Source organism: Pseudorhodoplanes sinuspersici (genome assembly GCF_002119765.1).
In the GTDB taxonomy this organism is placed as follows: Bacteria; Pseudomonadota; Alphaproteobacteria; order Rhizobiales; family Xanthobacteraceae; genus Pseudorhodoplanes; species Pseudorhodoplanes sinuspersici.
Genome location: NZ_CP021112.1, coordinates 1,824,788 through 1,840,083, shown reverse-complemented (window position 1 = coordinate 1,840,083; position 15,296 = coordinate 1,824,788). Strand labels below are relative to the sequence as shown.

Annotated in this window: 16 protein-coding genes; 10 read left to right on the top strand and 6 right to left on the bottom strand. The window is 60.7% G+C overall.

Annotation, left to right across the window (positions count from 1 at the left end; translation table 11 throughout):
* Positions 1–30: 30 nt before the first annotated feature.
* The 4 genes from pheS to CAK95_RS09010 all read left to right on the top strand — a co-directional run bounded on the left by pheS (position 31) and on the right by CAK95_RS09010 (position 4,611).
* A complete protein-coding gene (gene pheS / locus CAK95_RS09025) occupies positions 31–1,113 on the top strand; it encodes a phenylalanine--tRNA ligase subunit alpha (RefSeq protein WP_086091297.1) in 1,083 nt (360 codons plus the stop codon).
* Positions 1,114–1,115: 2 nt separating this feature from the next.
* Positions 1,116–1,598 carry a hypothetical protein gene (locus CAK95_RS09020; protein WP_086087615.1) on the top strand — a complete coding sequence of 161 codons (483 nt, stop codon included), beginning with the start codon at positions 1,116–1,118 and terminating at the stop codon, positions 1,596–1,598.
* Between the two features lie 20 nt (positions 1,599–1,618).
* On the top strand, positions 1,619–4,036 hold the full coding sequence (gene pheT / locus CAK95_RS09015) for a phenylalanine--tRNA ligase subunit beta (protein WP_086087614.1): 2,418 nt from the start codon (positions 1,619–1,621) through the stop codon (positions 4,034–4,036).
* A 143-nt stretch (positions 4,037–4,179) separates the two neighbouring features.
* Positions 4,180–4,611: a BA14K family protein gene (locus CAK95_RS09010; RefSeq protein ID WP_086087613.1), complete on the top strand. Its 432-nt coding sequence runs from the start codon at positions 4,180–4,182 to the stop codon at positions 4,609–4,611.
* Positions 4,612–4,701: 90 nt separating this feature from the next.
* Here CAK95_RS09010 and CAK95_RS09005 read toward each other — a convergent pair whose 3' ends face one another.
* On the bottom strand, positions 4,702–5,649 hold the full coding sequence (locus CAK95_RS09005; protein ID WP_086087612.1) for an MBL fold metallo-hydrolase: 948 nt from the start codon (positions 5,647–5,649) through the stop codon (positions 4,702–4,704).
* 215 nt (positions 5,650–5,864) lie between these two features.
* Between CAK95_RS09005 and CAK95_RS09000 the strand changes: the two genes are divergently transcribed.
* Together CAK95_RS09000 and CAK95_RS08995 are read left to right on the top strand one after the other, a co-directional pair.
* Positions 5,865–6,833, top strand: coding sequence for a LysR family transcriptional regulator (locus CAK95_RS09000; protein WP_086087611.1), 969 nt, complete (start codon positions 5,865–5,867; stop codon positions 6,831–6,833).
* Positions 6,834–6,920: 87 nt separating this feature from the next.
* Positions 6,921–7,397 carry a lipocalin-like domain-containing protein gene (locus tag CAK95_RS08995; RefSeq protein WP_245303685.1) on the top strand — a complete coding sequence of 159 codons (477 nt, stop codon included), beginning with the start codon at positions 6,921–6,923 and terminating at the stop codon, positions 7,395–7,397.
* Between the two features lie 93 nt (positions 7,398–7,490).
* Here CAK95_RS08995 and CAK95_RS08990 read toward each other — a convergent pair whose 3' ends face one another.
* Positions 7,491–8,138 (bottom strand): Dph6-related ATP pyrophosphatase, encoded by a 648-nt coding sequence (locus CAK95_RS08990; protein WP_086087609.1) that lies wholly within the window; start codon positions 8,136–8,138, stop codon positions 7,491–7,493.
* 36 nt (positions 8,139–8,174) lie between these two features.
* The gene (locus CAK95_RS08985) at positions 8,175–9,593 is read right to left on the bottom strand and encodes a flavin monoamine oxidase family protein (RefSeq protein WP_245303684.1); all 1,419 of its coding nucleotides are present in this window, start codon (positions 9,591–9,593) and stop codon (positions 8,175–8,177) included.
* Positions 9,594–9,816: 223 nt separating this feature from the next.
* Here CAK95_RS08985 and CAK95_RS08980 point away from each other — a divergent pair, with 223 nt between their 5' ends.
* Both CAK95_RS08980 and CAK95_RS08975 read left to right on the top strand, forming a co-directional pair.
* Positions 9,817–10,647, top strand: a complete 831-nt coding sequence (locus CAK95_RS08980; RefSeq protein ID WP_086087607.1) for a YiiX/YebB-like N1pC/P60 family cysteine hydrolase — start codon at positions 9,817–9,819, stop codon at positions 10,645–10,647.
* A gap of 99 nt (positions 10,648–10,746) precedes the next feature.
* Positions 10,747–11,478, top strand: a complete 732-nt coding sequence (locus tag CAK95_RS08975) for a sulfate transporter family protein (RefSeq protein ID WP_086087606.1) — start codon at positions 10,747–10,749, stop codon at positions 11,476–11,478.
* Here the strand turns inward: CAK95_RS08975 and nth are convergent, their stop codons facing one another.
* The gene (gene nth / locus CAK95_RS08970) at positions 11,479–12,285 is read right to left on the bottom strand and encodes an endonuclease III (protein ID WP_086087605.1); all 807 of its coding nucleotides are present in this window, start codon (positions 12,283–12,285) and stop codon (positions 11,479–11,481) included.
* A gap of 21 nt (positions 12,286–12,306) precedes the next feature.
* Here nth and CAK95_RS08965 point away from each other — a divergent pair, with 21 nt between their 5' ends.
* The gene (locus CAK95_RS08965) at positions 12,307–12,822 is read left to right on the top strand and encodes a DUF2244 domain-containing protein (protein WP_086087604.1); all 516 of its coding nucleotides are present in this window, start codon (positions 12,307–12,309) and stop codon (positions 12,820–12,822) included.
* A gap of 78 nt (positions 12,823–12,900) precedes the next feature.
* Positions 12,901–13,779 carry a methylated-DNA--[protein]-cysteine S-methyltransferase gene (locus CAK95_RS08960; protein ID WP_245303683.1) on the top strand — a complete coding sequence of 293 codons (879 nt, stop codon included), beginning with the start codon at positions 12,901–12,903 and terminating at the stop codon, positions 13,777–13,779.
* 3 nt (positions 13,780–13,782) lie between these two features.
* Here CAK95_RS08960 and CAK95_RS08955 read toward each other — a convergent pair whose 3' ends face one another.
* Positions 13,783–14,406, bottom strand: a complete 624-nt coding sequence (locus tag CAK95_RS08955; RefSeq protein ID WP_086087602.1) for a 2,3-bisphosphoglycerate-dependent phosphoglycerate mutase — start codon at positions 14,404–14,406, stop codon at positions 13,783–13,785.
* 50 nt (positions 14,407–14,456) lie between these two features.
* A complete protein-coding gene (gene dapB, locus CAK95_RS08950; RefSeq protein ID WP_086091296.1) occupies positions 14,457–15,272 on the bottom strand; it encodes a 4-hydroxy-tetrahydrodipicolinate reductase in 816 nt (271 codons plus the stop codon).
* Between the last annotated feature and the right edge of the window lie 24 nt (positions 15,273–15,296).

The window sequence follows — 15,296 nt, the reverse complement described above, 5'->3', positions numbered from 1 at the left end:
CCGGCCATGACGAGCGAAATGAGTCTCGTCATGTCCGAAATCGAGCAACTTCAACAGTCGATATTGACTGACATCGCCGCAGCCTCCGACGAGGCGGCGCTGGAAACCGTGCGCGTTGCTGCACTCGGCAAAAACGGTTCGGTCTCGGCGCTGTTGAAAACGCTCGGCACGATGACGCCGGACGAACGCAAGGTTCAGGGCCCGCTGATCAACGGACTGAAGGATGCGGTGAACGCCGCTCTGCTGGCACGACGCGATGCCCTGAAGAATGCCGCACTCGACCAGCGGCTCAACACCGAAAGCGTCGACGTCACGCTGCCGCTGCGCGAAAGCCCGTCCGAGGCCGGTCGTATCCATCCGATCAGCCAGGTGATCGACGAACTGACGGCGATCTTCGCCGATATGGGCTTTGCCGTCGCCGAAGGCCCCGACGTCGAGACCGACGACTACAACTTCACCAAGTTGAACTTTCCCGAAGGCCATCCCGCGCGGGAAATGCACGATACCTTTTATTTCAATCCGAAGCCGGACGGCTCACGGCTGCTGCTGCGCACGCACACATCGCCGGTGCAGGTGCGCACGATGCTGTCGCAGAAGCCGCCGATTCGCGTCATCTGTCCGGGCCGCACTTATCGATCGGATTCGGACCAAACCCACACACCGATGTTCCATCAGGTCGAGGGCCTCGTCATCGACAAAGGCTCGCATCTCGGTCACCTGAAATGGATCCTCGCCGAATTCTGCAAAGCCTTCTTCGAAGTCGATTCCGTGAAGATGCGGTTTCGTCCGTCGTTCTTTCCTTTCACCGAGCCGTCGCTGGAAGTCGATATTCAGTGCAAGCGCGATAAAAACGAGATCCGCTTCGGCGAAGGCGAGGATTGGCTTGAGATTCTCGGCTGCGGCATGGTGCATCCGAATGTGCTGCGCAACTGCGGAATCGATCCCGACGAATATCAGGGCTTTGCCTGGGGCATGGGCATCGATCGCATTGCCATGCTGAAATACGGCATGCCGGATCTGCGCCCGTTCTTCGAAGCGGATATGCGCTGGCTGTCGCATTACGGCTTCCGGCCGCTCGACTTCCCGACGCTGGCCGGCGGGCTGAGCAGCTAGCCATGACCGAAACTCCCGCCGATCGTGAAGGATTCGGCGCGCTCTACGCCGCGCTCACCAACAAGTGGGGTGCGCAGACCGTCGCCGATTTCGCCAGAACGATCGAGAACGGCGACGACGCAGGCAACGTCGAAACAATCGCCGCTTTCCAGGTGATCGACGGCAAGGCCAGCGGTCTTTTGACTCATGTCTCGATGATGATCGCCGGGCTCGGCATCTGTGCGCCGCTGCTGGCGCAGCATCGTTTCGAGGAGATTTTTATCGTTGCCGAGATTGCCGCTTACCTTGTCATCGCCGTCGGCTGTCTGCGTTGTCTTTCGGTGCTGCATTCGCGCCGCAAGACCGTGGCCGGCAAAATCTCGAAACTGCACATGCAGCGTGAGCTGATCATCCGCCACGAGCTTTACCGCGTATGCATCAATAGCTCGATCTATCTCACCATCTTCGTCTTCCTCAGCCTGCCGTTTCTGCTGTGGTGGCAATAAGCGCAACCTGAGTCTGTCCGATGAAATTCACCCTGTCCTGGCTCAAAGAGCATCTCGACACCGACGCCACGCTCGACGAGATCGTGACCAAGCTCACGATGATCGGACTTGAAGTTGAAAGTGTCGAAGATCCGGCGAAGAAGTTCGCGCCGTTCAAGGTGGTCGAGGTCATCTCCGCCGTGCAGCATCCGAATGCTGATCGGCTGCGCGTGTGCATGGTCAATACCGGCGAAGGCGCGCCGATCCAGATCGTCTGCGGCGCGCCGAATGCGCGCGGCGGCATGAAGGCGGTGCTGGGCACGCCCGGCACGTATATCCCGGCAAAGAACATCACGCTCAGCGTCGGCAAGATCCGCGGCGTCGAAAGCCACGGCATGCTGATTTCCGGGGCCGAGGTCGAATTCTCCGACGATCATGACGGCATTATCGAAATGCCGGCCGATGCACCTATTGGAAAGCCGTTCGCGGAAGTGCTCGGCCTCAACGATCCGGTGATCGAGATCAACCTGACGCCGAACCGCGCCGACTGCACCGCCGTCAGCGGCATTGCGCGCGATCTTGGCGCCACCGGCATCGGCAAATATCTGGAGCGCACGCCGAAGTCCGTGAAGGGCACATTCCCCTGCCCGGTGCAGGTGAAGCTCGATTTCGGATCGACCCCGTCGCTTTGTCCGGGCTTCGCTCTGCGGCTCGTGCGTGGCGTCAAGAACGGCCCGTCGCCGGAATGGCTGCAGAAGCGCCTGACCGCAATCGGCCTGCGCCCGATCAATGCGCTGGTCGACATCACCAATTTCATGACCTTCGATCGCGGCCGGCCACTGCATGTGTTCGATGCCAGGAAAGTGCATGGCAATCTCACCGTCCGCCGCGCCAAGGCGGGCGAGGAACTGCTCGCGCTCGATGGCAAGACCTACAAACTCGACGAGAGCATCTGTGTCATCGCCGACGAGAAGGGCGTCGAATCCCTTGCCGGCATCATGGGCGGCGAATTGTCGGGCTGTGACGAGACCACCACCGATGTGCTGATCGAATCGGCTTTGTGGGAGCCGATCAACATCGCGCAGACCGGCCGCAAGCTCGGCATCAACTCGGATGCCCGCTACAGATTCGAGCGCGGCGTCGATCCGAATTTCATGGTGCCGGGCCTCGAACTCGCCACACAGTTGGTGCTCGATCTCTGCGGCGGCGAACCGTCGGAGAACGTGGTCGTCGGCGGCGCGCATGTTGACGATCGCCCGATCGAATTCCCGGTCGATGAAGTGAAGCGCCTTGCCGGCCTTGACGTATCGCTGACGGAGATGAAGCGCATTCTCGGCCATCTCGGCTTCTTCGTGGCCGGCAGCGGCAAGACGGTGAAAGTCGCTGTGCCGTCATGGCGCGCCGATGTCGAAGGCAAGGCCGATATCGTCGAAGAGATCGTCCGTATTGTCGGCGTCGATGAAGTGCCGCTGACGCCGTTCGAGCGTGGCGATGCGCCGCGCAAACCCGTGCTGACCACCATCCAGAATCGCACGCGCAAGGCCAAGCGCGCTCTGGCTGCACGCGCACTGGCGGAAGCGGTGACCTGGTCGTTCATCGCAAAGCCGCAGGCGGAATTGTTTGGCGGGGGACAGCCGGAATTGGCGCTCGCCAATCCGATTGCGTCCGATCTGTCGGATATGCGGCCAAGCCTTATTCCAGGTCTCGTCGCGGCGCTTCAACGCAATGTCGATCGCGGTTTGCCGGATGTCGGCCTGTTCGAAGTCGGTCAGATTTTCAAAGGCGACCAGCCCGAGGATCAATTCATTGCCGCCGCCGGCTTGCGGCATGGCCTGTCGCGCGGCACCGGCATTGGCCGCACCTGGATCAAGGATGGCGTCGAGGCTGACACTTTCGATGCCAAGGCCGATGCGTTGGCCGTGCTCGCAGCAGCCGGCGCGCCAATGCAGGCGCTGCAGATCGTGCCCGGCGGGCCTGCGTGGTTGCATCCCGGCCGCTCCGGCACCATCCAGATGGGTCCGAAGAACGTGTTCGGCTATTTCGGCGAATTGCATCCGCGCGCGCTGGAAGCGCTGAAAGCCGATGGTCCGATCGTCGGCTTCGAAGTGATCCTTGATCGCATTCCCGAGCCGAAGGCAAAGCCCACACGCGCCAAGCCGCTGCTGGAGATCTCACCCTTCCAGCCGGTGTCGCGCGACTTCGCATTCCTGGTCGACAGCAGCGTGAAGGCGGACGACGTCGTGCGCGCGGCCCAGAATGCCGACAAGAAGCTGATCACCGGCGTCACGGTGTTCGACGTCTATGAAGGCAAGGGCGTCGAGCCGGGCAAGAAATCGCTCGCGATCGCGGTGACCATCCAACCGCGCGACAAGACGATGACGGACCAGGAGATCGACGCACTCGCGTCGAAGGTCGTAGCGGACGTGACGAAGCGAACCGGTGGCACGCTGCGCGCATAACCACATGCGCGCTCTGTGTGTTCACATTGCCGTTTGTTAACGCACGCTGCGTCTGATCGTCGCCATCGCGCCGCATTTCACCGCTTCAGAGTTATCTTGCGTAGAGCTTGTTGCGCTCGATTATTCTCAGGAGAAATGACGGTATGACTGTATTGAAATCCTTGACGCTGTCTGCACTGGCTGTTGCAGGCGCGCTGGCTGTATCGCCGGCCTCCGCAGCTCCTGTGATGCGCGGCATCGCACCGGCTGCGTCGACGCAGAATGAGATGGTGCAACACGTTCAGTGGCGCCGGCACGGTTATTACGGTGGACGACGCGGCTATTATTACGGCGGCCCTCGCTATTACCGTCGCAACAACAGTGGCGCTGTAGCTGCCGGTGTTCTCGGCGGGCTTGCCGTCGGCGCCATGATCGGCGCAGCCGCGGCCTCTGCTCCCCCTCCGCCGGCTTACGCACCTGCGCCGGTTTACGGCGGTAACGACTGGCTTGCCTATTGCTCGTCGAAGTATCGCTCGTTCGATCCGGCGTCCGGCACCTATCTCGGTTATGACGGCCTGCGTCATCCGTGCCAGTAATTTTCGCGCATCATGTGCGTGAACGAAAAAGCCCCGCATCAGCGGGGCTTTTTTGTGTGTGCTTAGAGATGCGAGGCGATCGATCAAAGTTTAAAATTGCCAGTTCGCGGGAACCCAGGCGTATCCGCCATCAGTCTTGAGCATGCGGCCAAGTCCAGGAAACGGATAATGGAAACCAAGCACCAGAAGCCTGTCGGTGACAGCCCGATCGAAGATGCGCCGGCGTGACGCCAAAGCGGCATCCTTGTCGCGATCCGGGCCAGGACGCCACGGACGATCGATGTTGACGACAGGATGATAGGCAAGGTCCGCCGTCAGCAAGAGCTGGTGGCTCCCCGAATGAACCAGGAATGTGGCCATGCCGGGTGTATGACCTTGCGCCGGAATGCTGGTGAGCCCGGGGACGATGTCCGTTCCAGCCCGATAGAGCACGACATCCCTCGCGATCGGCTCCACACTGCGTTTAATGGCGGCCGCGAACCGTCGTCGAAATTCGTCGTTCACCGGCATGTAAGAAAGGTTGGGCTCGCTTCGAACGAAGAATTCCCAATCTTCTTCCGGAGCATACACAGTCGCACGCGGAAATGTCTTTCCGCCATTTGCGCTTCGCAAATTTCCAACATGGTCCGGATGTGTATGCGAGATAACGACGACATCGATATCGTCTGGCCGCAGGCCGATTGCCGCCAGATTATCAAACAGGCGACCGCCGTTCGGACCCATCGTTTGCCCTGCGCCCGCTTCGATCAATATTCGACGCCCACCCGTTTCGATCAGCAGCGTATTCAGATTGAGCGTCATTGTGTCAGTCGGCAGGAATGCGCGCGTTAACACCTCGCGCAGTTCGGTCTCGGGCGCATCATTGGCGTAAATGCTCGGTGGACCAGACAGAAGTCCATCGCTCAGGACCGTCGCCTGGATATCGCCGAGACGAAAGCGATAGTGGCCGGCATTGCGGCTCGTGGCGGCAGATGTTTCCGCAACGGACGCGCCTCCAAGTGCTGCGATAGACGGCACACCAACCGCGGCTGACAGCATCACCCTGCGGCGATTGATCGAAAACCTGCTCACTGAGAATCCCTTTCTGTGCGCGCCACAGACGCTCGATGGCCCGGCAAAACTTGATGTCGCCAGTGTAGGGATTGGTCCGTATTGCAGATAGGCATGCTACGCGATAAACGTTATCCATTTACTGGATAACGCGACGGCGCTGCTGTTTTGCTTGCCCATTTGGCGACCGTGCGAGGACCTGGATGCCGGCAGACGAAGACCTGTTTCGTGTTGATCTCAATCTGCTTGTTGTCCTGCGGACGCTGCTGGAGACGCGGAGCGTCACCAAAACGGCCGAGCACAGCGGCATGAGCCAACCGGCCGTGAGCCGGGCATTGGCAAAGCTTCGGCAGATCTTCGATGACGCATTGCTGGTCAAGTCAGGAACCGTGATGCGGCCAACGGTCCGGGGCAGCGCTCTTCTCGAGCCGGTCCAGCGGGCCCTGGCGGGGATGGCCGACGTTCTGGCCAATAGACCGCCGTTCGACCCATCGCGCACGGAGCGCGTATTCCGCATCGCCACGACTGACTATGGAGCGACCGTCATTCTGCCGCGGCTCGCTGAGCTCATGCTCATTGCTGCACCAAAAGCGGCGCTCGAGATTGTCCCCGTTGATGGCCAGACCTTCAAGAATCTAGGCGACATCAATGTCGACCTCGCCCTCTACAGCGACAACCCCGTCCCACCCAGCCTACGGACCCGCGACCTTTTTCGAGAACGCTTTGCGTGCCTGCTCCGCAATGGCCATCCGGCGATTGGCCGGTCTGACCAAGAGCACATGCGGCTCGATGACTATGTGGAATTTCCACATATTCTCGTGACCGTTATCGGAGGACGATCCGGCCCTGTCGATACGGCGCTCGCGGCTCTTGGTTACAGCCGGCATATCGCCGTACGAATTCCTTATTTTGCGACGGCTGCTCTGGTCGCGGCGAATTCAGACCTCGTTCTGACGATTCCCCGCCGTGCCGCTGAGAACTTTGCCGATGGCCATCGCCTTCAGTTGATGGAGCCACCGTTGGAGCTTCCCAATTTCGGATACCGCATGGTCTGGCATGAGCGAGTGCATGCAGAGCCGGAACATGCATGGCTGCGACGTCTTATCCTTCGAGCAGCTCGCTCCGGGCAAAATGCAAACGTCTTCGACGCTTCGCTGCCATCGACCAGCTAAAGTGTTGCCACGTGGTGCATTTACACTCGGTTGATCGATAGGAGAACTAACATGCTAACGTCGCGCGTTGCAGCTTTGGCGGCCGGAGTGGCCGCCGCCCTCGCTTTCGCAAGCCCGGCGACGGCGCAGACGCCAAACAAGGTGGTCGGAACGTGGAGGCCGATCTCCGCAACCTTGGAAGTCAACGGGGTGAAGTCGCTCCCCTATGGTCCAGAACCGCAGGGCATGCTGGTATTCACGAGCGACATGCACTTCGTCGAGTTGCTCCGCGACCCCCGAATCCCCCGCTTCGCGTCGAATGAGCGAGGTCAGGGCACAAACGAAGAGAACAAGGCCGCTATGGCGGGGACTCTTGCGCTCTACGGAAGCTACTCGGTCGATGCGGCGGGTAACTTCAGCGGCAATATCGTGGAGGGCTCGAACTTCCCCAACTGGATCGGCAACGTCCGCACGACAAAGGAGCTGACGATGATCGTTGAGGGAGATCGGATGATCGAAAACTTCCAGCGACCAGGCGGGGCGAAAGTCACAATTGTCTTCGAGCGGGTGACGATGAAGCAATAATCATGACATGCCGCATTTGTAATTCAGCTGCGCTCAACGTCTGCATAAGTGTGCAATGAGTTAGATCTGCACGCTCAGCCCGTGCTGCGATTTCTATCCACGCATCAGGTCGGCATAGGCAAATCCGTCTCGCACCACGGTCTCGCCGGTAACGACATCAATGGGATGCGTGAACATCGGCCCGGCCGCAACGAAGGAATGGAATTCGCCATTCTCGCCGCATGGATCGACGTCCGGCGGCAATTCGGAGAGCAAGGCGCTGTCGAAGCGCCGCCCTGCGAATGAAGGTGGCAGCTTTGCAAGATCGATTGTGGCGAGATGCGCTACGACACCGGCGCTGATCATGTCGCGCGCCAGTTGGTCGGTCGGGCGCTGCCAGAGCGGAAACACCGCCGTCATCCCCACAGCGGACAATCGCGTCTCGCGATAGGAGCGGATGTCGGCGAGAAAGATATCACCAAACACCACGTGCGTAACGCCTTCCGATTTCGCCTGCGCCAGCACATCTGCCATCCGCTGCTCATACACATCGTTCGGACAGGGATAGGGAATGCGGACCACGATGGATCGAAGGCGCGCGGCGTCAAGTTGTGCGCGTAGTAAATCCTCGCGCACGCCATGCATGCTGACGCGACCGAAATCGTCGGTCACCGTGGTGAGCGCGCCGACGATTTCATAAGCGCCGTTTTTGCGAATTTCATGGAGCGCCCAGGCGCTATCCTTGCCGCTGGACCAGGCCATCAAGGCTTTGGGCCTTTGAGTCACGAGGAGAAAACCTCAATCATTGCTGATGCGCGGTGTCCCGAAGAATGACGGTGACTGCCGCCGCGGCTGCTTTTTTGGCGCGGCTTTCTTCTGTCGCTTCACTGGCGTCGGTGCCGCGCGCGACCCCGTTACAGGCACAACGGCCTTCAGCGCGGCATCGGCGGCACGCTCTCCCGATTCCCATGCGCCACTGACCGTGCCCCAGAGTGTTTCATGCGCAGCTTCGCCGGCATAGAACACGCGATCGAAGAATGGCTCCATGAGAATGCGGCGCGACGGCTGACCGCCGACCGATGCCGCGGAGAACGAGCCTTGCACGAAAGGCGATGAGGCCCATTGCGTCGCGTGCGTGCGCTGGATCGCCTTCCTCACGTCCGCGCCATACAGCTTGTCGATCCATTCGAATGCAAATGCGGTCATCTCACGAGGACCTTTTGCGGCAAGATCGCGCCCGAACGATCCTGCAACATCGATAAAAGAAAGCGACGTGCCGCCAACATTCGCCAGCAGCGCGGCCGTATGGTCATTGTCTGCCTTTTCGAAGACGAGATCGTCGCGCAGCAGGCCGAAGGGATTGCCAGCGACCTCGAGCGCAATGCGCTCGTAATGGCCGAGCCGGAGCCGGCTCAAGGCGTCGAGCTGCCGCTTCGGCAGGGCCGGCGCGAATGTGATCTTTCCGTCCAGCAGCATATTGGTCGACACGGTGACGATAACCGCCCGTGCCTGAAGGCTGCCCTTGCCGGCCGTGTCGATGAGGAAACTACCGCGGCCAAGTGCCGTGATCTTCGTCACCGGTGTCGAAAGCTGCACTGGCAGCCCTTCGGCCAGCTTCGCCAGCAGCGCACCAAAGCCCTGCCGGCAATAAGCATCGACGTCGCGCTCGCTCGAGCGCGCGAAGTCGGTGGCCGACAATTCGGAGAAGTCTTTCCCGCAACCGAATGGCCCGAGATAGAATTCCATCAGCGGCTGCCATTCGCCGAGATCCTTCGGCATGGCCTGCGCGCAGGAGATATCGACCTTGCCGCGAGCTGCATCCTCGATCGCTCTTTTTCCCCGAGCAACCACTGCTAGATACTCTTCCAGCTCACTTTCACGAGCATTACGACGCCCGATTCGCACCCTTTGTCCGGGCGGAGCGGGATAAATATCGACGCCTGCCCGCAGCGCCAATTTCGCCACCGGGTTGGATTCGGGCACATGCAGCCAATGCGCGCCGACATCGTACGGCACGCCAAAGGTTGTGGTGTCGGTAATGCAACGGCCGCCCACCTGTTCGGCGGCTTCCAGTACAACAACACGCCGGCCGGCCGCACCGATACGGCGCGCCGCGGCGATGCCGGCAGCGCCACCGCCGATGATCGCGACATCGGTCTCGGCAGCGACGGACGCCCCATTGAGCACGGGAAAAGAGGCAGCGCCGGCTGTGGCCATGAGGAATGAACGGCGGGAGATTCGTGGCATGGTTACCGAAGACTTTGCGCCCTGGTCCCACTATCCAAAAAAAGCGGGATTCTGCAAACGGATGATGACACCGCAGCTCACGGGCGTGTGACCCTATGAACCGCTTTGCAACGCCTTTCGACCAAAATGGTAGAAAACAGCCGATATGCGGACCAGCCGCATTCGGGAGGCAGGCGGTCATGAGGCTCGTATCATGAGTTTCGTACTGGACAGTATTGGGCGTTTGATGGCCGGTTATCTGGAAAAACCGGTGCAGGGCTACGAGCCCTTCACGCCGAGTGACTTTGCGGCCCTGCAGGCCACTCTTCGCCCCGGCGACGTGCTGCTGGTCGAAGGCAACAATCACGTTTCCGGCATCATCAAATATCTCACGCAGTCCACATGGTCACATGCCGCGCTCTATGTCGGCCGCATCGGCGACCGAGAAAATGCGGATGGCGAACCGCTGACGCTGGTCGAAGCCAATCTCGGCGAAGGTGTCGTGGGCGCGCCGCTGTCTAAATATTCGCGTTTCCATACCCGCATATGCCGGCCAACAGGTCTGACCGCCGAAGACCGTGCACGCGTCTGCGCCTATGCGGCCGAGCGCATCGGCTTCGATTACGACGTCAAGAACATCATCGATTTGATGCGCTTCCTGATGCCGCTGCCAGTGCCACAACGCTGGCGCCGCAAGTTGATGAGCATGGGCTCGGGTCATCCGACCCGCATCATCTGTTCGGCATTGATCGCGCAGGCCTTTGATTCTGTTCGCTATCCGATCCTGCCGAAAATCAGCCGGGTCGAAAGCGAATCCGCACGCGAGGAGCTTCTGGAAATCCGGCACTCCTCGCTATACGCGCCTCGCGATTTCGACATCTCTCCCTATTTCGAAGTGGTGAAGCCGACGCTGCTCAACGGCTTCGACTACAAGAAGGTGCAATGGGCCGATCTGGCGGTGCCGTTCGATCCGCTGCCGGCGGCGGCAGGCGCATCGCTTGTGCCGGAACATGCGCCCAAGGCCGGCGATCTCATCACCATCTGACGCCAATTTCATCGAAGTTTCATGGTCCACGGTCTTGTGCTGGTGGGCCATATCTTTATCTCTGCTCGTCGATAAAGAAGGGCTTGGAAGGATACCACCATGTTCGACGCCGCCATCAAGGCGCTGCAGCAGATGTTCACACCGCCATTCCGGTCGGTGCTGATCAAGTCGATGCTGCTCGCCCTCGTCATGATCGTCCTGATCGGCGTCGGACTCTACAAGGGTCTTGATTGGGTGGTGAATTATGGTGGCGTCTGGGCGGAAGGCGCAATCGGCCCGTCGGCACATACGCCGCTGTCCTGGGCGATCTGGATTGCCTCGATCGCCACAGCGCTTGGCATTGCAGTCGGCGGCATCTTCCTGATGCCGGCGGTGACGGCGTTCGTCGGCAGCTTTTTCGTCGACGAGATCGCGGAGTTGGTCGAACGTGAATATTATTCGGCCGATCCAGTCGGAAAGCCTCTGCCGCTGGTGCGATCGGTGATCGAAGGCAGCAAGACCGCACTTGTAGCGATCCTGATTTATCTTGTGGCGCTGCCATTCATTCTGTTCGCGGGGCTCGGCTTTCTCATTCTGTTTATCGCCGCCGCCTACCTTCTCAGCCGCGAATATTTCGAACTCGCAGCGATGCGCTTTCGTCCTGTCGAGGAAGCCAAGGCCTTCCGCAAGGCCAATCAGTCGAGCGTGTTTTCGGCCGGCCTTCTGATCGCGGTGTTCGTATCGATCCCGATCGTCAATCTCGCAACGCCGTTGTTTGGCATGGCGATGATGGTGCATCTGCATAAGAAGTTGTCAGGACGGAAACCGTCGATGGTCGAAGCGCGAGCGTAGTCAGGCGGCGACGGACTTCCCCGGCCAGCGGCACAGATCCGCGATGATGCATTTCTCGCAGAGCGGCTTGCGCGCGAGGCATGTGTAACGTCCGTGAAGGATCAGCCAGTGATGCGCATGCATCATGAATTCGGCCGGGATGACCTCCACCAGCTTCATTTCGACTTCGAGCACATTCTTTCCTGGCGCCAATCCGGTGCGGTTCGATACGCGAAACACATGCGTATCGACCGCCATGGTCGGCTGATTGAACGCCATGTTGAGGACGACATTTGCAGTTTTGCGCCCGACCCCGGGCAGCGCTTCGAGCGCCCCACGATCATTCGGCACCACGCCGCCATGCTCGACAATCAGCTTTTCCGACAGCGCAATGACGTTCTTGGCCTTGTTGCGATAGAGGCCGATCGTCTTGATCAGATCGCGCACGCGATCTTCGCCGAGCTTCACCATTTTTTCCGGCGTGTCGGCGACGGCGAAGAGAGCCGGCGTCGCCTTGTTCACGCCGGCATCCGTTGCCTGCGCCGACAGCACCACCGCGATCAGCAGTGTGAACGGGTTGATGTGCTGTAATTCGCCTTTTGGTTCTGGATCGACCTTTTGAAACCGCCGGAAGGCTTCGGTGATTTCCGCCTTTGTCCATGGCCGCATATCGCCGTGCATGGCCTCAAAATCGGCCTTGGCCTGCGCCTTTTCCGGCTTCAGCTTTGCCGCCTTGCCCGCCTTTGCCGCTTTGACCACCTGAACGGCCTTCGCGGCCTTCTTGCGCTTTTTGGCTACGGGTTTGGCGGGGGTCGTTTTTCGAACCATTTCTCCCCTATATTGGGAGCTATGAATGTGGACAACGATCCGAATTCAGAACCCACATTGTTTTCCGCCGTGATGACCCCGAATCGCTCGCTCGGGCAAAGCGGCTTTGTGATCGTCATGCTATTGGTTGCCGGCGTGAGCTTCATCGCCGGGCTGGTTTTCCTGATGGCCGGCGCCTGGCCGGTCACCGGAATATTCGGGTTGGACGTGGCGCTGATCTACTGGGCCTTCCGCGCCAATTACCGCGCCGGCCGCGCCTATGAGCGGATCATCGTCACTCCGACCGAGCTGATTTTCCGCAAAGTGAGCGCCAAGGGCGCGATGACCGAATGGCGCTGCAACCCGCTCTGGGTGCGGGTTGAGCGGGTGGTTGACGAGGATTTCGGGGTGCAGAAGCTGCATCTGGTCTCGCGCGGCGAATCGGTGCCGATCGCCTCCTTCCTCGGCCCGGACGAAAAAGAGAGCTTTGGCAATGCCTTACAGGCAGCACTCGCGGCGGCCCGGCGCGGGCCGGATCGCAACCCCGCGCTGGTGTAATGCTCCTAGAAATCGGGTGGCTCGGGCCGGAATACGCGATTATCTGGACGGGAGATGATGAGAACAACGAGTTCAGCCATGCTCTCTCCAGATCGCGTTCATGATATCGCGTCGCTGGTTACCGCCGCTGACGATTACGACGTGGTCCGCCGCGCCATCGCCCATATCCGCGGCAACTGGCGCCAGCAGCCCGATATCGACACTATCGCCGAGGCCGCCAAGGTGACGCCGACCGAACTGCATCACCTGTTCCGCCGCTGGGCCGGATTGACGCCCAAGGCGTTCCTGCAGGCGCTGACGCTGGATTATGCGCGTGGCCTTCTGCGCGATTCCGCGAGCGTGCTCGAAGCAACATACGAGGTCGGCCTGTCCGGGCCGGGCCGGCTGCATGACCTGTTCGTCACCCATGAATCGATGTCGCCCGGCGAGTGGAAGTCTGGCGCTGAAGGCCTCGAGATGCGTTACGGCTTTCATGCATCGCCCTTTGGCCAGGCGCTGGTGATCGCAGCGCCGCGCGGCCTCGCCGGCGTCGCGCTGGCCGATCCCGGTGGCGAACAAGAAGCGCTGGCCGATATGATGCGCCGCTGGCCGAAGGCGACCTATGTCGAAGACACACAAGGCACCGCGCCATTGGCGGCCCGCATCTTCGATCCGAATCTCTGGCGTGCCGACCAGCCGCTGCGTGTGGTGCTGATCGGCACCGATTTCGAGGTGCGTGTCTGGGAGACGCTTTTGAAGATTCCGATGGGCCGCTTCACGACCTACTCGGACATCGCCTGCAAACTCGAGTCACCGAAAGCGGCGCGCGCCGTCGGCGCCGCCGTCGGCAAGAACCCGATCAGCTTCGTCGTGCCGTGCCATCGCGTGATCGGCAAGAGCGGTGAGCTCACCGGCTATCACTGGGGCCTGACACGCAAGCGCGCCATGCTCGGCTGGGAAGCGGGACAGGTATCCTGAAATTCAGGCCGCCAGATCCTTGATCGATTCCACCGTCGCATCGGCATTGAGCCGGTAGATGATCGGCACGCCGGTGGCGATCTCGCGCTTCAGAATGCCTTCGGGTGACAGCTTTTCCAGCACCATCACCAGTGCGCGCAATGAATTGCCATGCGCGGCAATCACCGTGCGCTGGCCGCGCAGCACATTCGGCAGAATCTCCTGCACGTAATAGGGCAGCGTGCGCGCCAGGGTGTCGCGCAGCGATTCGCCGCCGGGAGGCGCGATATCATACGAGCGGCGCCAGATATGCACCTGCTCCTCACCCCATTTCTTGCGGGCATCGTCCTTGTTGAGTCCGGACAAGTCGCCGTAATCGCGCTCGTTCAACGCCTGATCGCGGATGATCGGAATGCCGGTCTGCCCCATCTCGGCAAGCGCAAGATCGAGCGTGCGCTGAGCGCGCTTCAGCGCCGAGGTATAGGCAATGTCGAAAGTGATGCCTTCCGCTTTCAGCTTGCGGCCGGCCTCTTTCGCTTCCTTGACGCCCTGCTCGGTCAGATCGACATCGCGCCACCCGGTGAACAGGTTCTTCAGATTCCATTCGCTCTGGCCATGACGCAGGAGCACGAGAAGACGTTCGGACATTGTCAGTTCACTCTCTTTCTTCACCTCCCCCTGAAGGGAGAGGGTCGACGCTAGAAGTCGGTCAGCCCCAGCACATCGGCCATCGAATAAAGCCCGGGCTTCTTGCCGTTGGCCCACAGCGCGGCCTTCACCGCGCCGCGCGCGAAGATCATGCGATCCTCGGCTTTATGACCAAGCTCGATGCGTTCGGCGGTGCCGGCGAAAATGACCGTGTGGTCGCCGACCACCGTACCGCCGCGCAAAGTGGCAAAACCGATATCGCCGGCCTGACGCGCGCCGGTATGGCCATCGCGCGAGCGCACCGATCGCTGATCGAGGCTGATACCACGACCTTCCGCTGCCGCACGGCCGAGCAGCAAAGCCGTGCCGGACGGCGCATCGACTTTCTTGTTGTGATGCATTTCGAGCACCTCGATATCGAAATCCTCATCCAGCGTCTTCGCCACACGCTTCACCAGCGCGGCCAGCAGATTGACGCCAAGGCTCATGTTGCCAGACTTGACGATCACCGCGCGCTTGGCCGCTTGCACGATCGCGGCTTCGTCGTCAGCTGAAAAGCCTGTCGTGCCGATAATGTGCGCGATGCCGGCCTTGGCCGCGAGCTTGGCATGGTCGACAGTGGCGTGGGGAGCCGTGAAATCGATGATGCCGTCGGCATGCGACATCAGCCTTTCAGTATCGTCGGTGACGAGAATGTCCTCACCGCCGACACCGGCAAGATCGCTGGCATTGCGACCGATCATCGGCGAGCCCGCCTGCTCCAGCGCGCCGCACAGCGTCACGCCTTTGGTTTCGGCAATGGCCCGCACCAGCGTCCGCCCCATGCGGCCGCTTGCTCCTGCCACGATCAATCGCATGTCAGACATTGCCATAGCTCCACGGTCGCGCGG